The following is a 23728-nucleotide window of genomic DNA, read 5'->3' on the forward strand; positions in this document are numbered from 1 at the left end:
TATTACAGTCACGTATCGGGTCGCGGCCTTGCCCCGTTGCCCAGAATGCCGTTTGCAGAAGATTTGATGCTTCACATGCAAGCGACGTTATTGTATTTTTATTCACTATTAATGCATGAATATTGATACATCCTAACCCAAGGACCGTCAACAGTGAAGACAAAATTACCACCTTTTATCGAACTCTACCGCCAGTTGATTGCCACGCCATCAATCAGCGCAACCGATAGCGCACTGGATCAGAGTAATGAAACTTTAATCAATTTGCTGGCCGGCTGGTTCCGCGATATTGGCTTCAGTGTCGAAGTGCAGCCGGTGCCTGGCACGCGGCATAAATTCAACATGCTGGCGCGCAGCGGATTGGGCGCAGGCGGCTTGTTATTGGCGGGTCATACCGACACTGTGCCTTACGATGATGGCCGCTGGACGCGCGATCCGTTCACGCTGACCGAACACGACAACAAGCTGTACGGCCTCGGCACCGCCGACATGAAAGGCTTCTTCGCCTTTATTCTGGACGCGCTGCGTGACGTTGACGTGACCAAACTCAGCAAGCCGCTCTACGTCCTCGCCACCGCCGACGAAGAGACCACCATGGCGGGCGCGAAGTATTTCTCTGAATCCACCCAATTGCGTCCGGATTGCGCCATCATCGGCGAGCCCACCTCACTTAAGCCGGTGCGCGCGCATAAAGGTCATCTGTCGAATGTGATTCGTATTCAGGGGCAATCAGGCCACTCCAGCGATCCGTCACGCGGCGTTAACGCCATTGAACTGATGCATGAATCCATTACCCAGCTGATGCAGCTGCGTAACACGCTGAAAGAGCGTTACAACCACGATGGTTTTGCCATTCCTTATCCAACCATGAACTTTGGTCATATTCATGGTGGCGACGCGGCCAACCGCATCTGCGCCTGCTGTGAATTGCACATGGATATTCGTCCGCTGCCGGGCTTAACCCTGAGCGATTTGGATGGTCTGCTAAATGACGCGCTGGCGCCGGTAAGTGCGCGCTGGCCGGGACGTCTTACCGTGGGCGAGCTGCATCCGCCGATTCCAGGCTATGAATGTCCGGCCGATCATGAGCTGGTGCAAGTGGTGGAGAAGCTGCTGGGCGTGCCAACCGAAGTGGTGAACTATTGCACTGAAGCGCCTTTTATCCAGCAGTTGTGCCCAACGCTGGTATTAGGCCCGGGATCTATCAATCAAGCCCATCAACCTGATGAGTTTATTGATACCGCATTTATCAAGCCGACTCATGCGCTTATCACCCAAGTCGTACAGCATTTTTGTCATTGATGAACAACAAATGGGGCATTTCACTGTTAAATCAGCAAATTGCCCCCTCATTGTTCGGGATTTGATAATAAGAATAACTTATCTCGCTTCGCTGCAAGCAAATTCTTTGAATTTCCGCCATTTAGCAGCACATTTACGTAGATTTAAGGCAATTGACGCGCAGGAAGATACGTGGCTAGATAAAAGACGATGTTATGCCCGTTGGGCGTAAGAGTATTAAAAAAGACGATAAGGGTGTCAGGGTCCAATGAACGAACAATATTCCGCAATGCGAAGTAATGTCAGTATGCTCGGCAAACTGCTCGGGGATACGATTAAGGATGCACTAGGAGAGAACATCCTCGACCAGGTGGAGACCATCCGTAAACTCTCTAAGTCATCCCGCGCGGGAAATGACACTCATCGTCAGGAACTGCTGACCACGCTGCAAAATCTCTCGAACGACGAGCTGCTGCCGGTGGCGCGTGCGTTTAGCCAGTTCCTTAATCTCACCAACGTCGCTGAACAGTATCAAACCATTTCGCGTAGCGGCGATGGCGCGAACCATCCTGAACTGCTGAAAAAGACTTTCGAACGTCTGAAACAGCAAGGCGATATCAGCGAAGCGGCGATCCGCCAGTCGATTGAAGAGCTGTCGCTGGAGCTGGTGCTGACTGCGCACCCCACCGAAATTACCCGCCGCACGCTGATCCATATGCTGGGCGAAGTGAACAGCTGTTTGCAGCAACTCGATCATAGCGATATCTCTGACTACGAACGTACCCAGGTGATGCGCCGTCTGCGCCAGCTGGTGGCACAAGCGTGGCATACCGACGAAATCCGCAAATATCGTCCAACGCCGATCGATGAAGCCAAATGGGGCTTTGCCGTGGTGGAAAACAGCCTGTGGCAAGGCGTGCCAGCCTTCCTGCGTGAGCTGAATGAGCAAGTGGAAGAGACTTTTGGCATTAAGCTGCCGGTCGATTTCGTGCCGATTAAATTTACCTCGTGGATGGGCGGCGACCGTGACGGCAACCCGAACGTCACTGCACCGATTACCCGCCACGCGATGCAGCTGAGCCGCTGGAAGGCCGCGGACCTGTTCCTGCGCGATATCGGCGTGCTGATTTCCGAGCTGTCGATGTCCGAATGCAGCGACGAAGTGCGCGAGCTGTGCGGCGATGCGGAAGCGCTGGAGCCGTACCGCATGGTGCTGAAGCGCCTTCGCGGCCAGCTGATGACCACGCAGGCTTATCTTGGCCGTCGTCTTAAAGGCGAGCGCCTGCCGCGTCCGGCCGATTTGCTGGTCTCTAACGATCAGCTGTGGGATCCGCTGTTCGCTATCTATCAATCTCTGCAGCAGTGCGGCATGGGCATCATCGCCAATGGTCAGCTGCTGGACACGCTGCGCCGCGTGAAGTGTTTCGGCGTGCCGCTGGTGCGCATCGATATCCGTCAGGAGAGCACCCGCCATACCCAGGCGATTGCCGAAGTAACGCGCTATCTCGGCCTCGGTGATTACGAAAGCTGGTCAGAAGCGGATAAACAAGCCTTCCTGATTCGCGAACTGAATTCCAAGCGTCCGCTGTTGCCGCATCAGTGGGAACCGGGCGATGAGACGCGCGAAGTGCTGGATACCTGCAAAGTGGTGGCCGAAGCGCCGCAGGGTTCAATTGCTTCCTACGTGATCTCCATGGCGAAAACGCCGTCGGACGTGCTGGCCGTGCATCTGCTGCTGAAAGAAGCCGGCATTCCTTACGCCATGCCGGTTGCGCCGCTGTTCGAAACCCTTGATGACCTGAACAACGCCAACGACGTGATGACGCAGTTGCTGAACATCGACTGGTATCGCGGCTTTATCAATGGCAAACAGATGGTGATGATTGGCTATTCCGACTCGGCGAAAGATGCCGGCGTGATGGCCGCCAGCTGGGCGCAATATCAGGCGCAGGACGCACTGATCAAAACCTGTGAAAGCGCGGGCATCACGCTGACGCTGTTCCACGGACGCGGCGGCTCAATCGGTCGTGGCGGCGCGCCAGCCCATGCGGCGCTGTTGTCACAACCGCCGGGCAGCCTGAAAGGTGGCCTGCGCGTGACCGAACAGGGCGAGATGATTCGCTTCAAATACGGTTTGCCCGAAGTCACCATCGCCAGCCTGTCGCTGTACACCGGTGCGATTCTGGAAGCCAACCTGCTGCCACCGCCGGAACCCAAGCGCGAATGGCAGGAGATCATGAATGGTCTGTCGGCGCACTCCTGCGCGATGTATCGCGGCTATGTGCGTGAGAATCCGGACTTCGTGCCCTATTTCCGCTCAGCCACGCCAGAGCAGGAGCTGGGCAAATTGCCGCTGGGTTCACGTCCGGCTAAACGTCGCCCAACCGGCGGTGTGGAATCGCTGCGTGCCATTCCGTGGATCTTCGCCTGGACGCAGAACCGTCTGATGCTGCCAGCCTGGCTGGGCGCGGGTGCCGCGTTGCAGAAAGCGATGGATGAAGGTCATCAGGATGAGCTGGAGAACATGTGCCGCGAGTGGCCGTTCTTCGCCACACGTCTTGGCATGCTGGAGATGGTGTTCTCGAAAGCCGATTTGTGGCTGGCGGAGTACTACGATCAGCGTCTGGTGGATAAATCACTGTGGTCGCTCGGCAAGCAGCTGCGCGATCAGCTGGATGCGGATATCAAAGCGGTGTTGACCATCGCTAACGATGCCCATCTGATGGCTGACCAACCGTGGATTGCTGAGTCCATCGCGCTGCGTAACGTTTATACCGATCCACTGAACGTGTTGCAGGCTGAACTGCTGCATCGTTCACGTGCGCAGGAAGAGCGCGGTGATGAGCCAGATGCGCGTGTAGAACAAGCGCTGATGGTGACGATCGCGGGTGTTGCAGCGGGTATGCGTAATACCGGTTAATTTTTCCCCTCACCCTAACCCTCTCCCGCTGGCGGGAGAGGGAACCAATCAAGCACAGGTGTTTCAACATTGCTCCACCTAACCCTTCCCTCGCCCGCTGGCGGGAGAGGGACAGGGTGAGGGCATTAACCTCCCATCGCCGGACGCACACCCAGCGTGTGGCAAATGGCGTAACTCAACTCGGCGCGGTTCAGCGTATAGAAATGAAAATCCTTCACCCCTTCGCGCGACAGGATTTTCACCATGTCCATGGCGACGCTGGCACCCACCATTTTGCGCGTTTCCGGATCGTTATCCAGACCTTCAAACATTGCACTCATCCAGCCCGGCACCCGCACATTGGTCATGGTGGCGAAGCGTTGTAGCTGTTTAAAGTTAGAGACCGGCAAAATACCCGGCACGATCTCCACGTCGATACCGGTTGCGACACAGCGATCGCGGAAGCGCAGGTAGCTTTCCACGTCGAAGAAGAACTGCGTGATGGCGCGGTTAGCACCGGCATCAATTTTGCGTTTCAGGTTAATCAGGTCGGCCTGCGCGCTTTTTGCTTCGGGATGCACTTCCGGATAGGCCGCCACCGAGATGTCAAAATCGCCAACGTCTTTCAGCAGCGCCACCAAATCCGAACCGTACATCTCCGGCTTGCCGCTGCCCGGCGGTAAATCACCGCGCAGGGCCACGATATGACGAATGCCGCTATCCCAGTAATCACGCGCGATACCGCGCAACTCATCACGCGTGGCATCGATACAAGTCAGATGCGGTGCGGCTTCCAGACCGGTACGATCTTTGATGCCTTTGATGATGCTATGTGTACGATCGCGCTCGCCCGAGTTGGCACCGTAGGTGACGGAGACGAATTTTGGCTTCAGGCTGCTCAGTCGATCGATTGAGCTCCACAGGGTTTCTTCCATTTCGCTGGTACGTGGCGGGAAAAATTCGAAAGAGACATTAATTTGCCCGTTCAGCTCAGCCAGGCTCTGGTTCAACGCTTCGCGTTGATTGGCGTGAAAGAAACTCATCCTAATCCCTCGTCATCACATATCGATTATTTTGCGGCCTTCGAACATCCATACGTTTAGACGTCCAGATGCACAAAATGAACGATTCCCACGTTAGCGTCAACTGAAAATTAATGAATAGGCGTGACAAATCTTCACTCAAGGTGAAAGCGTTTCATGATGCGCGGGGGGAAGGTGAAGAATGCAGACGGACGATGCCGTCTGCAGAGTGAGGCAGATTACAGCAGCTGTGCGAGGCGATTGATATCCGATTGCAACGCGCCCGCCGTAACATCACGGCCTGCGCCCGGTCCGCGAATCACCAGCGGATTATCGCGATACCAGCGGCTTTCGATGGCAAACACGTTATCGCACGGCAGCAACGCGGCCAGCGGATGCTCTGGGCGCACCGCTTCCACGCCGACGCGCGCTTTGCCATTGGCATCGAAACGCGCCACGTAACGCAGCACTAAGCCCATCTCTTGCGCCGCTTCCAGACGCTGCAGCATCTGATCATTCAGCTCGTCGGCGTTTTCAAAGAAGTGATCAATCGACTCACCGTCGCAAATTGCCGGCACCAGCGACTCGACACGCACCTGATCCGGCTCGATGTCGTAGCCCGCTTCACGCGCCAGAATCACCAGCTTGCGCATTACGTCCTGCCCGGACAAATCCACACGCGGGTCAGGTTCGGTCAAGCCTTGCTGCCACGCCTGATCGACCAGCTCACTAAACGGCACCGTGCCGTCAAATTGCAGGAACAGCCACGACAGCGTGCCGGAGAAGATGCCGCTGATCGCCAGAATGCTGTCGCCGCTTTCGCGTAAATCGCGCACCGTGTGATTGACCGGCAAACCGGCACCGACGGTGGCGTTATACAGCCAGTGACGACCGGTTTTGGCGAAAGCATCGCGCACCTGACGCCAGCTCTGACCGCTCGACGCACCGGCAACCTTGTTGGCGCTGATAACATGGAAACCGTGACTGGCGAAATCATGATACTGCTGCGCCAGCTGCTCGCTGGCGGTGACGTCCAGCACCACTAAATCATCGAACGGGTGCGCACGCATCCACAGGAACAGCGACTCTTCATCGCGCTCGACCGCTTCATCATCGAAGAACGCCAATGCGCGGCTGGCTTCCAGACCGTCGTAGCTCAGCAAACTGCGGCTGCTGTCTGCCACGCCCGCCAGCACATATTCAAATCCTGTACGTGCCGACAGCGTTTCCTGCTCGCGGGCAAACAGTTCCAGCCAGCGTGAACCGATGTTGCCTTTGCCGAACAACATCAAACCGATGCGTTTTTCTGCGCGGAACAGCGACTGATGCAGTCCCTGAATCAGGTGCTGCGTCGGGCCGACGCGCAGTACCGCTACGATGCTGATGTGATCTTCCGATTGCCAGACAAACTCCACCGGCTGATCTTTGATCTGCTGCCAGAAGCGGTGGCTGTGCAGCGGATTACGCGTCACGCCCGCGCCCACCAGCGCCACCAGCGCTAAGCCGTCGCGCAGCTGCAGATGGCCCGGCAGTGCGGCGTCCTGCAACAGGTTGAAGGCGCTATTCACCACTTCCGAGGTGTAACACAGCTGCAGCAGGCGACGATCGGGATGCACGCCGATTGCCAGCGGACGCAGCTGCGCGCGCTTCAGCAGCAGATCGATCTCTTTCTGCTGGGTTTTGAAATCGTGATTGTCGGGAATTTGAATCTCCACCAGACACACATCATCGTGGCTGGTGACGATTCGCGCGCCGGTGCCGGAGGCTAGCACGCGTTCAATACGCGTCGAGCCTTGCTCAGGTTGATAGCTGCAACGCAGCTGCAAGTCGATGTCGCTGTTGGAAACCGGCTGCAAGGTGCGGGTGTGCAGCACCGGCGCAGCCAGACGCGCCAGCTCGCTGGCTTCATCAAGACGCAGCAGCGGCAGCAGGCACGCATCAGAGACTTTACGCGGATCGGCGCTGTAAACGCCTGCCACATCGCTCCAGATGGTCACGCGACCGACGCCCGCCAGCGCACCAATCTGCGTTGCCGAGTAGTCCGAGCCGTTACGCCCAAGCAGCACGGTTTCACCCGCTTCGCTGCGGCTGATAAAGCCGGTCACCACCAAACGCTTATGCGGATGCTGTGTTAACAGCTCCTGCAGCAGCGGCCAGGATTTGCCTTCATCAACCTGCGGCTGCGCGGCACGTTCAGCACGCAAGAAGTCACGCGCATCCAGCCAGGCGGCTTCGATCTCGCGCTGGCTCAAAACCGCAGCCATCAAGCGCGCTGACCAGATTTCGCCATGCCCCACCACTTCGGCATACACCGCGTCGGTGATGGTGCCATCGAGCAGCGCCGCCAGTCTTTCCAGATCGCGTATAAAGGAAGACGTCAGGGTTTCGGCATATTCAGCAGGCAGCAGCGCAGCAATTAATTCGCTGTGAAAACGCCGTAAAGCCTGTTGCACCTGATGGGCAGATAAGCGATCGCTCTGGCTCAATTTCAGCCAGCTGATCAACTGGTTAGTGGTGCTGCCTGCGGCAGAGACCACCATTAAGTCGCCTGGCTGGCTGTAATCCGCCATAATGCTGGCCACGCGCTGATAGCAACGTGCGTCGGCCAGGCTACTGCCACCAAATTTATGCAACTGCTTGATCGGCGTTCCCGCGCCCACTGAACTCGTCATGATTACTCCTCGGCTGCGATCCGGAATGCATTATCCAGATCGGCGATTAAATCTTCGTGATCTTCAATCCCAACAGAAATACGCAGCAGTGTTTCCGAAATTCCCGCTGCCGCGCGCGCTTCTGCAGACATGCCGGCATGCGTCATGGTCGCGGTATGCGAAATCAAACTCTCTACGCCGCCCAGCGATTCGGCCAGTGTGAACAGCTGCAGCGCTTTCAGGAAGCGGCGCAGGCGAGCCTCATCGGCATCAATTTCGAAACTCAGCATGGCACCAAAACCACGCTGCTGACGTACCGCAAACTCATGACCGGCATTTTCCGGCAGGGACGGATGATACAGTTTTTTCACCAGCGGTTGTTGCTTCAGGTAATCAACTATCGCCAATGCATTGCGTTGTGCGGCGGCGATGCGCGGTGACAGCGTGCGCAAACCGCGCAGCAGCAGATAGCTATCAAACGCGGCGCCGGTTACACCAATATTATTCGCCCACCACGCCAGATCGGTGGCCATCGCTGGATCTTTCGCAATCACCGCGCCCGCCACCACATCAGAGTGACCATTCAGGTATTTGGTGCAGGAGTGAACAACCAAGTCGGCACCCAGCGCCAGCGGGTTTTGCAGCGCCGGGCTGAGGAAGGTGTTGTCTACCACGCTAATGGCGCCAGCTTCACGCGCGGCGGCGCAGATGCTGGCGATATCGACCACACGCAGCAGTGGATTACTCGGGCTTTCAACCAGCACCAGTTTTGGCTTCTCGGCCAGAGCAGCGGCCAGCGCCGCTTTGTCGCCCTGATCGACAAACTTCACGCGATAGGCGCCGCGCTTGCTCAGGCTATCGAACAGACGATAGCTGCCGCCGTAACAGTCATGTGGCGCCACCAGCAGATCGCCCGGCTTCAGGAACACGGTTGTCACCAGATGAATCGCTGACATGCCGGTATTGGTCAATACCGCGCCTGCGCCACCTTCCAGCTCTGCCAGCGCGCGCTGAACCACATCGCGCGTTGGATTACCACGACGTGAATAGTCATGCGCACGCGGCTCATTGAAGTCGAGGAAGTTATAGGTGCTGGAGAGATGAATCGGTGGGACAACGCAGCCATATTGCTCGTCATCATTCAAACCGCTACGTACTGCGATGGTTGCCTGTTTACGCGTCATGGTGCTTACTGTTCCTGAAGAAAAAGAAGAGCAACAGGATAACATTCCGCACATAGACGTCAATACATCTGGACATCTAAATGTCTTTGCGTATAGATTGAGCAAATCATCAATAACCGCTAAAATTGTCCGTCATCGCCTGGTGTTCAGCGCGCTTTCCTTTGCAGAAGCGGTGCTCAAGCATAAAACCTGCGGTTTAAGGGGTCAGGCATCGAAAAATCGGGCATAATCAACGGATTTCCCCATATTCAACTTTTATTGATTAAGGTAACCCATGGCTGAATGGAACGGCGAATATATCAGCCCTTACGCTGAACATGGCAAAAAGAGCGAGCAGGTTAAGAAAATCACAGTTTCTATCCCGCTAAAAGTGCTGAAGATTTTAACGGACGAGCGCACCCGCCGTCAGGTGAACAACCTGCGTCACGCCACCAACAGCGAACTGCTGTGTGAAGCCTTTTTGCATGCTTTCACCGGGCAGCCTCTGCCGAACGATGTCGATTTGCGTAAAGAACGCAGCGATGAGATTCCGGAAGAAGCGAAACAGATTATGCGTGAAATGGGCATCGATCCCGATAGCTGGGAATACTGAAGCCAGAAATAAAAAAACCCAGCCGAGGCTGGGTTTTTTCTTGCTGCCGAATCGCGAAGATTCGACGGCCAAAAATCTTATTTCTTGCTTGCTGGCACGCTGAAACGCTTGTTGAAGCGATCTACACGGCCACCGGTGTCAGCAATACGCTGCTTACCAGTGTAGAACGGGTGGCATTTGCCGCACACGTCCAGGTTCAGACCAGAAGCCATGGTTGAACGGGTGTTGATCACGTTACCGCAAGAGCAAGTCATGGTTACTGCTTCGTACTTAGGGTGAATACCTTGTTTCATGGGAGAACCTCATAAAAGGCCGTGTCGCTCTCCGTGCCAGGCTCAGCCTGCACAGCACCACACGCGGTTGAACATTAAGTGTATGCTCCGACAAGTGATCTCATCGAAGGCGGCATAGTATACAGAAATTAACCGGTTTTAGCAAATAGCCGCTTCCTAATTAGCCGTGTACACTACTTCTCCTTAATTCAGAACCGGATAGAGATTCAGATGCCCGTTGTTCAGGTTGCCCTGCCCGTTCCGCTACCTCGCCTGTTTGATTACTTGCTGCCTGCCGATGCGCCGCAGCCGGTAGCGGGCGCACGCGTGAATGTGCCGTTCGGCAATCGCAAAATGATCGGCATTGTGATTGGCACGCGTGAGACCAGCGATCTGCCGCTGACGCAGCTCAAGCAGATAGAGAGCGTGCTCGACGATCAAAGTCTGTTCTCGCCCGCGCTGTGGCGCATTTTGCATTGGGCCGCCAACTATTATCATTCGCCGCTCGGCGAAGTGCTGAGCCATGCGCTGCCGGTGCTGCTGCGTCAGGGCAAACCCGCGCAGGAAGCGCCGCTGTGGCAATGGGTGATTAATGATGCTGGCCGTGAAGTGGCGATGGAGAGCCTGAAGCGCGCGCCGAAACAGCAGCAAGCGCTGGCGATGCTACGTCAGCGACCGCTCTATCGTCATCAGGTCAGCGAACACGATTTTACCGATGCCGCGCTGCAAGCGTTGCGCGCAAAAGGCTTGTGCGAACTGCGTGAACACACGCCGCAGATGCACGACTGGCGTACCAGCTTTGCCGTCAAAGGGGATCGCCTGCGCCTGAATACCGATCAGGCGATGGCGGTGGGCGCGATGCGCAGTGAAGACGATCACTATGCGCCGTGGCTGCTGGCTGGCATTACCGGCTCGGGTAAAACTGAAGTGTATCTCAGCGTGCTGGAGAACGTGCTGGCACGCGGCAAACAGGCCTTGGTGCTGGTGCCGGAAATCGGCCTGACGCCGCAAACCATCGCCCGCTTCCGTGAGCGCTTTGATGCGCCGATTGATGTGCTGCACTCGGCACTGAATGACAGCGAACGCCTCGCCGTCTGGCTGCGTGCGCGCAGCGGCGAAACCGCGATTGTTATCGGTACACGCTCGGCGCTGTTCACGCCGCTGGCGCGCCCCGGCGTCATCATCATTGATGAAGAGCACGACAGCTCGTACAAACAACAGGAAGGCTGGCGCTATCAGGCGCGCGATCTGGCGGTGTTCCGTGCGCATGAGGAAGATATTCCAATTGTGATGGGTTCCGCCACGCCCGCGCTGGAAACCTTGCACAACGTGCGCGTCGGCAAATATCGCCAGCTCAATCTCACCAAACGCGCGGGCAATGCTAAACCGGCGTTACAGCAGCTGATCGATCTTAAAGGCCAGCAGCTGAAAGGCGGATTGGCGCCAGCACTGCTCGGCAAAATGCGTCAGCACCTGCAGGCCGACAATCAGGTTCTGCTGTTCCTCAACCGCCGTGGCTTCTCTCCGGCGCTGATGTGCCACGATTGCGGCTGGCTGGCCGAGTGCCAGCGCTGCGATAGCTACTACACGCTGCACCAGAACCATCGTCAGCTGCGCTGCCACCATTGTGACAGCCAGCGCCCGCTGCCAAATCAGTGCCCGAGCTGTGGTTCAACGCATTTGATGCCGGTCGGCGTCGGCACCGAACAGCTGGAACAGCAGCTGGGCACGCTGTTCCCCGGCGTGCCGGTATCGCGCATCGATCGCGACACCACCAGCCGTAAAGGCGCGCTGGAGCAGCATCTGGCCGATGTGCATCGCGGCGGCGCGCGCATTCTGGTGGGCACGCAGATGCTGGCGAAAGGCCATCATTTCCCGGATGTCACGTTGGTGTCGCTACTGGATGTTGATGGCGCGCTGTTCTCGGCCGATTTCCGCGCCGCCGAGCGTTTCGCTCAGCTCTACACGCAGGTCGCGGGTCGCGCCGGTCGTGCGGGTAAACAGGGCGAAGTGTTGCTGCAGACCCATCATCCGGAACATCCATTGCTGCAAACATTGCTGCATCGCGGCTATTTCGCCTTTGCCGATCAAACGCTGCTGGAGCGTCAGTCCGTTCAGCTGCCGCCGTGGACCAGCCATGCGCTGTTCCGCGCTGAGGATATGGATAACCAGCAGGCGGCGGAATTCCTCACACAGCTGCGTAATTTGCTGGAAGCCAGCCCGCTTAAAGATGAGGCGATGTGGCTGATGGGGCCGGTTCCGGCGTTGGCACCGAAGCGCAGTGGACGCTGGCGCTGGCAGCTGCTGTTGCAGCATCCGTCGCGCAAACGTCTGCAACAGCTGTTGAGCGGATCGCTGCCGCTGATCGCCACCTTGCCGGCGTCACGCAAAGTGAAATGGACGCTGGATATCGATCCCACCGAGAGCTAAGCCACGCCACAACTGCGAGCCAGATCGAAAAAAGTCGCACAAGTCACAATTTTTATGCAAATTAAGTAACAACCCGACGCGACCTTGGGTTAACAATAGTGCCGACCCGGTTGAAGCCCGGTAATGTCTGAAAATCAATGCGCTGTACCGCGTCAGGAGTTATACGTTGGACCAGAAGCAACCCTCCACCGCCGCCACCATGAAAGATGTGGCCGAGAAAGCAGGCGTTTCAACCGCTACGGTTTCACGTGCGTTGATGAATCCAGAAAAAGTCTCTGCTGCTACCCGGCTCAAGGTCGAAAAAGCGGTGATTGCCGTGGGTTATGCGCCGCACGGTTTGGCGCGCAATGCCAAACGCGGTGAAACGCAAACCATTCTGGTGATTGTGCCGGACATCTGTGATCCCTTCTTCAGTGAGATCATTCGCGGCGTGGAAGTCACCGCTGCGCATGAAGGTTATCTGGTACTGATTGGCGATTGCGCGCATCAGAATAAACAGGAAAAAACCTTTCTGAATTTAATGCTGACGCGACAGATCGACGGCATGGTGCTGTTGGGTTCACAGCTGCCGTTTGAGGCGGGCATTGAAGATCAGCGCAACCTGCCGCCGATGGTGATGGGCAACGAATTTGCGCCGGAGATGGCATTACCCACGGTCCATATCGATAACCTCACCGCCGCTTTTGAAGCGGTGAATCACCTGCTGCAGCTTGGTCATCGCCAAATTGCCTGCATCACCGGGCCAGAACACATTCCGCTGAGCCAGTATCGTTTGCAGGGCTACATTCAGGCGCTGCGTCGCAGCAGCATCGCCATCGACCCAACGATGATTGTGCACGGCGATTTCACCTTTGAAGCCGGCGCGAATGCGCTTAAGCAGTTGATGAGTTTGCCGCAGCCGCCGAAAGCGATTTTCTGCCATAGCGATTTGATGGCGCTGGGCGCGATGAACCAGGCGCGTAAACTTGGCATGCGCATTCCGCAGGATCTGTCGGTGGTGGGCTTTGATGATATCGAACTGGCGCAATACTACGATCCGCCGCTGACCACCGTGGCCCAGCCGCGTTTTGCCATCGGCCGAGAGGCGATGCTGCTGTTACTTGATGAGCTGCAGGGTAAACGCGTGAATAACGGTTCGCGCCTGCTGGATGCGGAGCTGCGCGTGCGCGGCAGTACGGCACCGGCGGCAAAACGGGAAAAATAGTGCGTAGACGCCTGCATTTTCAGCGGATTCTGAAGGCAGACTGTGCTGGTCAAAGTTCCAGCCCTTGCGTAACATGGCGCACTCATTGCCGGGCAATTAACAGCACATTTACATGCCCATTGGCATTTTTTTGAAGGGTAGCAGAACGAAAGTGGCACAGAAAGATTATGTAGGCCGCGGGCGTTCAACAGGGACGCGTCGCAAAAAACCCGCCAGCCGCAGCAAGAAAAGCAAAGGCGGATCAGGCACTTCAAAGCTCATGATGGTACTGGCCGCGGCCGTGCTGGTCACCTTTGCCGGTGGTTTATGGTTTATCTCGCATCATAAGAAAGAAGAGATTGAGGTCATTCCAAACCACAAAGCCAACGGTAACGGCCTGCCGCCGAAGCCGGAAGAGCGCTGGAAGTACATCAAAGAGCTGGAAAATCGCCAAATTACCGTTCCGTCGCCGACTGAGCCTTCGGCTGGTGGCGTGCAATCACAAACTCAGCTGACCGATGAACAGCGCCAGCTGCTGGAGCAGATGCAGGCCGATATGCGCCAGCAGCCGACGCAGCTGAACGAAGTGCCGTGGAACGAACAAACCCCGGCGCAGCGCCAGCAAACGCTGCAGCGTCAGCAGGTGCAGCAACAGCAGGTTCAGCAACAACAACAGCAGCAGTTGCAACGTCAGCAGCAACAGTTACAGCAGCAGCAGCGCCAGCAACAGTTGCAGCAACAACAGGCCGCGCGTCAGCAGCAGCAACAGCAACAGCAAGCTGCGCCGATCACGCGTGAGCCAACGCAGCAAACCAAGCCGCAGGAAACGGCCAAGGCGAAAGCGGAAGCCGCTTCACAACGCTGGATGGTACAGTGTGGTTCGTTCAAAGGTACCGATCAGGCGGAATCCGTGCGCGCCGGTCTGGCATTTGAAGGATTTGAGAGCCGCATTACCACCGGCGGTGGCTGGAATCGCGTGGTGATCGGGCCGTTCAAAGATCGCAGCAGCGCCGACAGCACAGTCAAACGCTTACACAGTTCCGGCCACGGAAGTTGTATTCCCCTCGCTCTCGGGGGTTGAAACCCCTTTTTCCTACCCCATATCTGGTTGCATGATACTCCGCGCCGAGTGCGCGGAGTTCCTTTTCTACTGCAACAAGGGGTCTGCCCGTGACAACAATAGTAAGTGTACGACGCAACGGCCAGGTAGTGATTGGCGGTGATGGCCAGGCTACGCTCGGCAATACCGTAATGAAAGGCAACGTTAAAAAAGTCCGTCGTCTTTACAACGATAAAGTGATCGCCGGCTTTGCTGGCGGTACCGCAGATGCCTTCACCCTGTTTGAACTGTTTGAGCGCAAGCTGGAAATGCACCAGGGCCATCTGGTGAAAGCGGCGGTCGAACTGGCTAAAGATTGGCGTACCGATCGCATGCTGCGCCGCCTTGAAGCGCTGCTGGCGGTGGCCGACGAAAACGCCTCATTAATCATCAGCGGCAACGGCGACGTTATCCAGCCGGAAAATGACCTGATCGCAATTGGTTCTGGTGGGCCTTACGCCCAGGCAGCGGCACGCGCGCTGCTGGAAAACACCGACATTGGTGCACACGATATCGTGGAGAAAGCGCTGAACATCGCTGGCGATATCTGTATCTACACCAACCACAATATTAACTTCGAAGCATTACCGTCTAAGGCTAAGGACTAAACATCATGTCTGAGATGACTCCACGCGAGATTGTCAGCGAGCTTAATCGCTTTATCATCGGCCAGGACGGCGCAAAGAAGGCGGTCGCGATCGCCCTGCGTAATCGCTGGCGCCGCATGCAGCTCGACGAAGAGCTGCGCCATGAAGTGACGCCAAAAAACATTCTGATGATTGGTCCAACCGGTGTCGGTAAAACCGAAATCGCCCGTCGCTTAGCCAAACTGGCGAACGCACCGTTCATCAAAGTGGAAGCCACCAAATTCACCGAAGTCGGTTACGTCGGTAAAGAGGTTGATTCCATCATTCGCGATCTGACCGATTCTGCCATCAAGATGGTGCGCAGCCAGGCGATCGAGAAGAACAAGTACCGCGCGGAAGAGATGGCGGAAGAGCGCATCCTGGATGTGCTGATCCCACCCGCGAAAAACAATTGGGGCCAGGCTGAACAAGCGGCGGAGCCATCGGCAGCGCGTCAATCCTTCCGCAAGAAACTGCGCGAAGGCCAGCTGGATGACAAAGAGATTGAGATCGATCTGGCCGCTTCATCGGCTGGCGTTGAGATCATGGCGCCTCCGGGCATGGAAGAGATGACCAGCCAGCTGCAATCGATGTTCCAGAACCTCGGTGGGCAGAAGCAGAAACCGCGTAAGCTGAAAATCAAAGAAGCCATGAAGCTGCTGATTGAAGAAGAAGCGGCCAAGCTGGTGAACCCGGAAGAGCTGAAGCAGGATGCCATCGATGCGGTTGAGCAGCACGGTATCGTGTTCATCGACGAAATCGACAAAATCTGTAAGCGCGGCGGCCAGAATGCGGGCGGTCCAGACGTGTCACGCGAAGGCGTACAGCGCGACCTGCTGCCGCTGGTGGAAGGTTGCACCGTTTCCACCAAGCACGGCATGGTGAAAACCGACCACATTCTGTTTATCGCTTCCGGCGCGTTCCAGGTCGCCAGCCCGTCAGATCTGATCCCAGAACTGCAAGGCCGTCTGCCGATTCGCGTTGAACTGCAGGCGCTGACCGTTAATGACTTCGAGCGCATCCTGACCGAGCCAAACGCCTCGGTTACTGTGCAGTACAAAGCGCTGATGGGCACCGAAGGGGTCAATATCGACTTCACTGATGACGCAGTGCGGCGTATCGCAGAAGCCGCATGGCAGGTGAACGAGACCACCGAGAACATCGGTGCGCGTCGTCTGCATACCGTGCTGGAGCGTCTGATGGAAGATATCTCCTATGACGCCAGCGATCGTAACGGTGAGTCGATCACTATCGATGCCGAGTACGTTGGTAAGCATCTGGATGAGCTGGTGGCCGACGAAGATCTCAGCCGCTTCATTCTGTAAGCTTCACCCGCGAAATCTCTGCCCGGCCACTGTGCCGGGCTTTTTTTTACGCAGGATATTGATGCAACGCTTTTTTTAGCGGTTGATGATTTTGCCAACAATCGCCAGATAGCGATATACTTAGCGCTCCTGTGGCAAACAGACGAAAACCCTCATGAAATACGATACATCTGAACTCTGTGACATCTACCACGAAGCTGTGAATGTTGTTGAACCGCTTTTTTCGAACTTTGGTGGGCGCAGCTCATTCGGTGGTCAAATCACCACAGTGAAATGTTTCGAAGATAACGGCTTACTCTACGATTTGCTGGAAGAGAACGGTCGGGGTCGCGTATTGCTGGTGGATGGCGGCGGTTCGGTCCGTCGCGCACTGGTCGATGCTCAGCTGGCGAGTCTGGCGGCGCAAAACGAGTGGGAAGGCATTGTGGTGTACGGCTCGGTGCGTCAGGTTGACGATCTCGAAGAGCTGGAAATCGGCATTCAGGCGATTGCGGCGATTCCGGTGGGTGCAGCGGGTGAAGGCATTGGCGAAAGTGACGTGCGCGTTAACTTCGGCGGCGTGACTTTCTTCTCTGGCGACCATCTGTATGCCGACAATACCGGCATCATCCTGTCTGAAGACGCGCTCGACATCGAGTAAGCCGCAACAAAAACGGGTGCCGCGGCACCCGTTGGTTTAAGCATTGACGCTTAAACTTCTTCCATTTTTCCCAGCAGTGCCCGCAGACGATCCTGCCAGACATGCTGCTCTTCTTTCAGATGCTGATTTTCACGCACCAGTGCATCCTGGTTGCCTGAAGCCTGGCTGACTTCGTTTTTCAGCGTGTTGTTTTGCTCTTTCAGCTCTTCAATTTCCATCTGCAGCAGAGTGATGGTATCAATCGCCTGCTGTACTTTCGCTTCCAGTTTCTCGAACACTTCAAATGACATCTTTCTGACCTCTCCTAAATCTTGCAAGGCGTTGATGGGGCTAGTGCATGCCTTATTACAGTGCGCTCAGCCACGATGACTCGATTGTATGTAGCCAAACCCAGCAAGTCCAGCGGCACAAGGCCTGCGAGGGCAGTCTGTAACACTTTTCAGTCTATGCCTAAAAAAATGCGCATCTTCGCGCATCTGTGTGCGCGATCACGTCAGCATCGACCAGTAAAGCGCGGTGAATGGGCCTTAAAGAAACGCAAAAGACGCGAAAACGCGCATTTTTATGACGGAGTACACAGTTTTCAATTTCGCTATTTCTCGTTTATGCTCGTTAACGATAAATTCACATCAACCCTACATTGATAGCTGGGCGACTCATGGATGAGAACAAAAACTGATAAAATTTAACCTCGCTTCAGGAATGCCATTATGAGTCAGACAACTAACACACTAAAAGGTCAGTGCATCGCTGAATTTCTCGGTACAGGTTTGATTATCTTCTTTGGTGCAGGCTGCGTTGCTGCACTGAAACTGGCCGGTGCGTCATTCGGTCAGTGGGAAATTTGTATTATCTGGGGTTTAGCCGTCTCCATGGCAGTCTATCTGAGCGCAGGCGTTTCCGGCGCGCATCTTAACCCAGCCGTTACCGTCGCGCTGTGCCTGTTTGCTAATTTTGAAGGTCGTAAAGTTGTTCCCTATATTCTGGCGCAGGTTGCCGGCGCGTTCTGCGCTGCCGCGTTGGTTTACGGTCTCTACTACAATCTGTTCTTCGATTACGAAGCGGGCCATCAAATGGTGCGCGGCAGTGTTGAAAGCCTCGATCTGGCCGGTATCTTCTCGACTTACCCGAACCCGCACATCAGCGTAGCTCAGGCGTTCCTGGTTGAGATGGTGATTACAGCGGTGTTGATGGCGGTGATCATGGCGCTGACCGATGACGGCAACGGTGTGCCGCGTGGTCCGCTGGCTCCGCTGTTGATTGGTCTGCTGGTGGCGGTCATCGGTGGCTCAATGGGTCCACTGACCGGCTTCGCACTCAACCCGGCGCGTGACTTTGGTCCAAAACTGTTCGCCTTCTTCGCTGGTTGGGGCAACGTCGCCTTCACCGGTGGCAAAGATATTCCTTACTTCCTGGTTCCGATTTTTGGCCCGCTGGTCGGTGCTTGCCTCGGAGCCTTTGGTTACCGTTCGCTGATTGGCCGCCATCTGCCAGTTAACGTCGCGGAAGCCAGCACAGCAGAAAAACCGGTTGCGCGCGCTCAGCAGCGTAAAGCGTAAGTTTCATCGATACCACATCAGGACAGCACAATGACTACTGATAAAAAATATATAGTTGCACTCGATCAGGGCACAACCAGCTCACGCGCCGTGGTGCTTGATCATGATGCCAACATCGTTGCGGTTTCTCAGCGCGAATTTACCCAGATCTACCCGAAAGCGGGTTGGGTTGAACATGACCCAATGGATATCTGGGCGTCACAAAGCTCGACGCTGGTGGAAGTGCTGGCGCACGCCGATATTAACTCCGATCAAATCGCGGCGATTGGTATCACCAACCAGCGTGAAACCGCAATCGTGTGGGATAAAGAGACCGGCAAACCGGTTTACAACGCCATCGTCTGGCAGGATCCGCGCACCGCAGATTACTGTAACAAGCTGAAGAAAGAGGGTCTGGAAGAGTACATCCAGCACACCACCGGTTTGGTGATTAACCCGTACTTCTCCGGCACCAAAGTGAAGTGGATTCTTGACCACGTTGAAGGCGCACGTGAGCGTGCAAAACGCGGCGAACTGCTGTTCGGTACCGTTGATACCTGGCTGATTTGGAAAATGACGCAGGGACGTGTGCACGTCACCGATCACACCAACGCCTCACGTACCATGATGTACAACATCCACAAGCTGGAGTGGGATGAGCGCATGCTGGAGATCCTCGATATCCCGCGTGAAATGCTGCCAGAAGTGAAAGGTTCTTCCGAAGTTTACGGCCAGACCAACATTGGTGGTAAAGGCGGTACGCGTATTCCTATCGCCGGAATCGCCGGTGACCAGCAAGCGGCGCTGTATGGCCAGCTGTGCGTACAACCGGGTATGGCGAAAAACACTTACGGCACCGGCTGCTTTATGTTGATGAACACCGGCACCGAAGCCGTGACGTCTACGCACGGCCTGCTGACCACCATCGCTTGCGGCCCACGCGGCGAAGTGAACTATGCGCTGGAAGGTGCGGTGTTTATCGGTGGTGCGTCGATTCAGTGGCTGCGCGATGAGATGAAGCTGATCAGTGATTCAACCGACTCTGAATACTTCGCGTTGAAAGTGAAAGACACTAACGGCGTATATATGGTGCCGGCCTTCACCGGTTTGGGCGCGCCTTATTGGGACCCGTATGCACGCGGCGCGATTTTCGGTCTGACGCGCGGTGCGAACGCTAACCACATCATCCGTGCCACGCTGGAGTCGATTGCGTACCAGACGCGCGATGTACTGGAAGCGATGCAGAACGATGCTGGCACCCGCCTGCAGTCACTGCGCGTGGATGGTGGTGCAGTCGCCAACAACTTCCTGATGCAGTTCCAGTCTGACATTCTCGGCACGCGCGTTGAGCGTCCGGAAGTGCGCGAAGTTACAGCGCTGGGTGCGGCATATCTGGCTGGCCTGGCCGTTGGCTTCTGGGGCGACCTGGAAGAAGTTCGCGCTAAAGCGGTGATTGAGCGTGAGTTCCGCCCAAGCATCGAAACCACCGAACGTAACGTCCGTTATGCGGGCTGGAAGAAAGCCGTCGCTCGCGCCAAAGCGTGGGAAGACGAAGAGTAACATCCTGCTGACCCGCGGTGCCCTGCCGCGGGTTTTTCCCCCGTCCCGCTTCCCCGCTGTGTTAAACTGCCTGCCTGTTTTTTGTCAGGTGCCACCATGAAACGAGAACTCGCGATTGAATTTTCCCGCGTGACTGAAGCCGCCGCTCTGGCGGGCTATCACTGGTTAGGACGCGGCGATAAAAATGCGGCCGACGGCGCAGCCGTTCACGCCATGCGCATTATGCTCAACACTATTGATATCGACGGCCAGATTGTGATTGGCGAAGGCGAAATCGACGAAGCGCCGATGCTGTATATCGGTGAGAAAGTCGGTACCGGCCGTGGCGACGCGGTGGATATCGCGGTCGATCCGATTGAAGGCACACGCATGACGGCCATGGGCCAGGCCAATGCGCTGGCGGTGCTGGCGGTTGGTGATAAGGGCAGCTTCCTGCACGCACCTGATATGTACATGGAAAAGCTGATTGTTGGACCGGGCGCACGTGGCGCCATCGACCTCAATCTGCCGCTTGATATCAACCTGAAAAACATCGCGCTGGCATTGGGCAAACCGCTCAGCCAGTTAACGGTATCGATTCTTGCCAAGCCCCGCCACGATGCGGTGATTGCCCAGCTGCAGCAGCTCGGCGTGCGCGTGTTCTCCTTCCCGGATGGCGATGTTGCAGCCTCGATTCTGACCTGTATGCCGGATAGCGAAGTGGATGTGATGTACGGCATCGGCGGCGCGCCGGAAGGTGTGGTGTCGGCGGCCGTGATCCGTGCGATGGACGGCGACATGCAGGCACGCCTGCTGGCGCGTCACCATGTGAAAGGGGATAGCGAAGAGAATCGTCGTCTGGGCGAGAATGAACTGCAACGCTGCGCCGAGATGGGCATTGAAGCGGGTCAGGTACTGAAGCTGGATCAGATGGCGCGCAACGATAACGTTATCTTCGCGGCCACCGGCATCACCACCGGCGATTTGTTGAAAGGCATCACGCGTAACGGCAACATCGCCATCAGCGAAACCCTGCTGGTGCGAGGTAAATCGCGCACCATTCGCCGCATCCAGTCAATCCACTATCTGGATCGCAAAGACGCGGCGCTGCATCAATTTATCCTGTAATCGCCTGCTTGCCGCTCTCCGGATGGCGTGAGAGCGGCCACCAGCACAGCAGCATCACCAGCGATGTCACGAACATCAGCATGCCAAGGCTGGATTGATCGTGCTGCGGCAACAGCGCAGAAAGCCAAGCCACCACGCCGGAACCGAGATTCTGCAAGCCTCCGATTAACGCACCCGCGCTGCCCGCCAGCCACGCATATGGCTCCATCGCGCCCGAGGTTGCCAGCGGAAACAGCATGCCCGCGCCAAAGAAGAACAGCGCAGCCGGCACCAGCAACGTCCAGATGTTCATCACGCCAAACCAGGCCGGAACCCACATCAGCAAGCCCGCTAACAGGCAGCTGTTCACGCCGTACCACATCAGCGTGTGCCAGGATTTCTGCTCACGTCCGGCAAACCAGGCACCAAAGAACGCCGCCGGAATCGGCAGGATAAACAGGATGCTGACGGTTAATCCATCCAGCCCCAACACGCCTCCCATCAGCACGCCACAGCTGGCTTCAAACACCGCGATGCCCGCCAGCGCGCCAATCAGTAGCAGCAGATACCGCACAAAGTTGCCGTCGCTCAGCAAAGTGGCATAACGGCGCAGGAACGGCGTGGCGGGCGTATCCGCTGGACGCGTTTCCGGCAGCCAGCGCGCCATCGACGCGGTGACGCCGGCGCACAGCAGCAGCAGGAAGGCGAAACAGGCGTGCCAGCCAAACAGATGCGTCAGCAGCGCCCCAATCACCGGAGCCAGCAGCGGGCTGACCAGAATGCCCATATTAAGCAAGCTGTTCGCCTGGCGCAGTGCGATGCCGGCGTAGAGATCGCGCGGCATGGTGCGCGCCATCACGCCCGCCACGCCGGTACCTAAACCTTGTACCGCGCTGCCCAGCACCAGAATCTCCAACGAGGGCGCGAACATGGCGATCAACGCGCCGACGGCAAAGATCGTCATGCCAATCAGGATCACCGGACGTCGGCCAAAACTGTCCGACAGCGGGCCGTAGATCAACTGCGATCCGCCGTAGGTCATCAGATAGGCGGCCATCACCTGCTGGATCGCCCCGCTGCGCACATTAAGCGTTTCGGCGATGTGGGCCATGGCTGGCACATAGATGGTTTGCGCCATCTGCCCAACCGCCACCAGCACGATCAGCATGAATAACAGAAAGCGATTTTGCGTTTTACTTATCAACATGGAACAAAATGTCTGCCTGAGAAACAAAGAATAAGCAGCACAAAAAAGGCCGCCTCGGATTTATGGCGGCAAAAATATCAGGATTCAGTGACAAATCGAGAGGCGCGGGCAAAGCTGTATGTCTCAAGCCGTCAAGCTGTTTGTCCAGATTGTAAACCGCCCGCTACAGTTGCTGATCTGTGCGCTGCGTTTGTCGCTGAGAGCCCTTTGCCCGTGCATGGACTGGAAATCCGTTAGGCCGATGGCGATGATGTACCTAACTAAACAATATTAAGGAGCCAACATGGCAGAGTGGATCAATGCTGAAGTGAAAGAGGTAAAAAACTGGACCGATGCACTGTTCAGCCTGCGCGTTGCAGCGCCGATTGATACCTTTACCGCGGGACAATTTGCCAAGCTGGCTCTGGAAATTGACGGTGAGCGCGTGCAGCGTGCCTATTCGTACGTCAACGCGCCGCAGGATCCGCTGCTGGAGTTTTATCTGGTCACGGTACCGGAAGGCAAACTGAGCCCGCGTTTGCAGGCGCTGCAGCCCGGCGAGCAGGTGATGATCACCAAAGAGGCGGCGGGTTTCTTTGTGCTCGACGAAATTCCAGATTGCCAAACGCTGTGGATGCTGGCGACAGGCACGGCGATCGGCCCCTATTTATCGATCCTGCAACAGGGCGAAGATCTGGATCGTTTCGACAATATTGTGCTGGTACACGCCGCGCGCTTCGCCGATGACCTGAGCTTCCTGCCCTTGATGCAGGCGTTGCAGCAGCGCTATCAGGGCAAGTTACACATCCAAACGGTGGTGAGCCGCGAAGAGATCGCCGGTTCGCTGCACGGCCGCGTACCGCAGTTGATTGAAAGCGGAGAACTGGAGCGTGCGGTTGGCTTGCCGCTGACGGCAGAAACCAGCCATGTGATGCTGTGCGGCAATCCACAGATGGTGCGCGATACCCAGCAGCTGCTGAAAGATACGCGTGAGATGCGCAAACATTTCAAACGCAAACCCGGCCACATGACCAGCGAGCATTACTGGTAATCGGCGCGGAGCGAATAATCTGAGATTTTTCCCAGTGTGGGTTTTGACTTTGCCCGGTAAAAACCGTTCTAATCGTGGGCTAAGTGAATGATTTAGGGCCGAA

19 protein-coding genes are annotated in these 23728 nt (G+C 56.4%); 13 read left to right on the plus strand and 6 right to left on the minus strand.

Features of this window, described 5'->3' with window-relative positions; genetic code table 11:
• The first annotated feature begins 153 nt into the window (after nt 1-153).
• Together argE and ppc are read left to right on the plus strand one after the other, a co-directional pair.
• Complete coding sequence (argE, locus tag DEU53_RS20220; protein ID WP_101760637.1) at nt 154-1302, plus strand: acetylornithine deacetylase; 1149 nt, start codon at nt 154-156, stop codon at nt 1300-1302.
• 247 nt (nt 1303-1549) lie between these two features.
• Entirely contained in the window at nt 1550-4201 is a 2652-nt protein-coding gene (ppc, locus tag DEU53_RS20225; RefSeq protein ID WP_101760638.1) for a phosphoenolpyruvate carboxylase, read from the plus strand.
• Nucleotides 4202-4326: 125 nt separating this feature from the next.
• Here the strand turns inward: ppc and metF are convergent, their stop codons facing one another.
• From metF to metB, 3 genes are all read right to left on the minus strand, one after another.
• On the minus strand, nt 4327-5223 hold the full coding sequence (metF, locus tag DEU53_RS20230) for a methylenetetrahydrofolate reductase (RefSeq protein ID WP_110868177.1): 897 nt from the start codon (nt 5221-5223) through the stop codon (nt 4327-4329).
• 218 nt (nt 5224-5441) lie between these two features.
• Nucleotides 5442-7874, minus strand: coding sequence for a bifunctional aspartate kinase/homoserine dehydrogenase II (locus DEU53_RS20235; RefSeq protein WP_008109663.1), 2433 nt, complete (start codon nt 7872-7874; stop codon nt 5442-5444).
• A 2-nt stretch (nt 7875-7876) separates the two neighbouring features.
• A complete protein-coding gene (metB, locus tag DEU53_RS20240; RefSeq protein WP_101760640.1) occupies nt 7877-9037 on the minus strand; it encodes a cystathionine gamma-synthase in 1161 nt (386 codons plus the stop codon).
• Between the two features lie 274 nt (nt 9038-9311).
• Here metB and metJ point away from each other — a divergent pair, with 274 nt between their 5' ends.
• Nucleotides 9312-9629 carry a met regulon transcriptional regulator MetJ gene (gene metJ / locus DEU53_RS20245; protein WP_007885403.1) on the plus strand — a complete coding sequence of 106 codons (318 nt, stop codon included), beginning with the start codon at nt 9312-9314 and terminating at the stop codon, nt 9627-9629.
• A 77-nt stretch (nt 9630-9706) separates the two neighbouring features.
• On the opposite strand, the gene rpmE is transcribed toward metJ, so the two are convergent.
• Nucleotides 9707-9922, minus strand: a complete 216-nt coding sequence (rpmE, locus tag DEU53_RS20250; RefSeq protein WP_007885402.1) for a 50S ribosomal protein L31 — start codon at nt 9920-9922, stop codon at nt 9707-9709.
• A gap of 210 nt (nt 9923-10132) precedes the next feature.
• Between rpmE and priA the strand changes: the two genes are divergently transcribed.
• From priA to rraA, 6 genes are all read left to right on the plus strand, one after another.
• Nucleotides 10133-12331 (plus strand): primosomal protein N', encoded by a 2199-nt coding sequence (gene priA, locus DEU53_RS20255; protein ID WP_110868178.1) that lies wholly within the window; start codon nt 10133-10135, stop codon nt 12329-12331.
• A 166-nt stretch (nt 12332-12497) separates the two neighbouring features.
• Entirely contained in the window at nt 12498-13535 is a 1038-nt protein-coding gene (cytR, locus tag DEU53_RS20260) for a DNA-binding transcriptional regulator CytR (protein WP_061720292.1), read from the plus strand.
• A gap of 151 nt (nt 13536-13686) precedes the next feature.
• Entirely contained in the window at nt 13687-14595 is a 909-nt protein-coding gene (ftsN, locus tag DEU53_RS20265; RefSeq protein ID WP_110868227.1) for a cell division protein FtsN, read from the plus strand.
• 89 nt (nt 14596-14684) lie between these two features.
• Complete coding sequence (gene hslV, locus DEU53_RS20270) at nt 14685-15221, plus strand: ATP-dependent protease subunit HslV (protein ID WP_101760642.1); 537 nt, start codon at nt 14685-14687, stop codon at nt 15219-15221.
• 5 nt (nt 15222-15226) lie between these two features.
• The gene (hslU, locus tag DEU53_RS20275; RefSeq protein WP_007885388.1) at nt 15227-16564 is read left to right on the plus strand and encodes an HslU--HslV peptidase ATPase subunit; all 1338 of its coding nucleotides are present in this window, start codon (nt 15227-15229) and stop codon (nt 16562-16564) included.
• Nucleotides 16565-16718: 154 nt separating this feature from the next.
• A complete protein-coding gene (gene rraA / locus DEU53_RS20280; protein ID WP_061720294.1) occupies nt 16719-17204 on the plus strand; it encodes a ribonuclease E activity regulator RraA in 486 nt (161 codons plus the stop codon).
• A 50-nt stretch (nt 17205-17254) separates the two neighbouring features.
• On the opposite strand, the gene zapB is transcribed toward rraA, so the two are convergent.
• Nucleotides 17255-17494, minus strand: a complete 240-nt coding sequence (gene zapB / locus DEU53_RS20285; RefSeq protein WP_007885384.1) for a cell division protein ZapB — start codon at nt 17492-17494, stop codon at nt 17255-17257.
• Between the two features lie 420 nt (nt 17495-17914).
• Between zapB and DEU53_RS20290 the strand changes: the two genes are divergently transcribed.
• From DEU53_RS20290 to glpX, 3 genes are all read left to right on the plus strand, one after another.
• Entirely contained in the window at nt 17915-18763 is an 849-nt protein-coding gene (locus DEU53_RS20290; RefSeq protein ID WP_061720295.1) for an MIP/aquaporin family protein, read from the plus strand.
• Nucleotides 18764-18793: 30 nt separating this feature from the next.
• Nucleotides 18794-20302: a glycerol kinase GlpK gene (gene glpK / locus DEU53_RS20295; RefSeq protein WP_110868179.1), complete on the plus strand. Its 1509-nt coding sequence runs from the start codon at nt 18794-18796 to the stop codon at nt 20300-20302.
• Between the two features lie 96 nt (nt 20303-20398).
• The gene (gene glpX, locus DEU53_RS20300; RefSeq protein ID WP_110868180.1) at nt 20399-21409 is read left to right on the plus strand and encodes a class II fructose-bisphosphatase; all 1011 of its coding nucleotides are present in this window, start codon (nt 20399-20401) and stop codon (nt 21407-21409) included.
• On the opposite strand, the gene emrD is transcribed toward glpX, so the two are convergent.
• Entirely contained in the window at nt 21399-22595 is a 1197-nt protein-coding gene (gene emrD, locus DEU53_RS20305) for a multidrug efflux MFS transporter EmrD (RefSeq protein WP_110868181.1), read from the minus strand. The two genes, glpX and emrD, sit on opposite strands and share 11 nt — an antisense overlap.
• A 283-nt stretch (nt 22596-22878) precedes the next feature.
• Between emrD and fpr the strand changes: the two genes are divergently transcribed.
• Nucleotides 22879-23625 (plus strand): ferredoxin--NADP(+) reductase, encoded by a 747-nt coding sequence (gene fpr, locus DEU53_RS20310; protein WP_110868182.1) that lies wholly within the window; start codon nt 22879-22881, stop codon nt 23623-23625.
• Nucleotides 23626-23728 lie beyond the last annotated feature (103 nt).

The sequence above is a fragment of the Pantoea sp. AG1095 genome (assembly GCF_003208415.1).
In the GTDB taxonomy this organism is placed as follows: Bacteria; Pseudomonadota; Gammaproteobacteria; order Enterobacterales; family Enterobacteriaceae; genus Pantoea; species Pantoea leporis.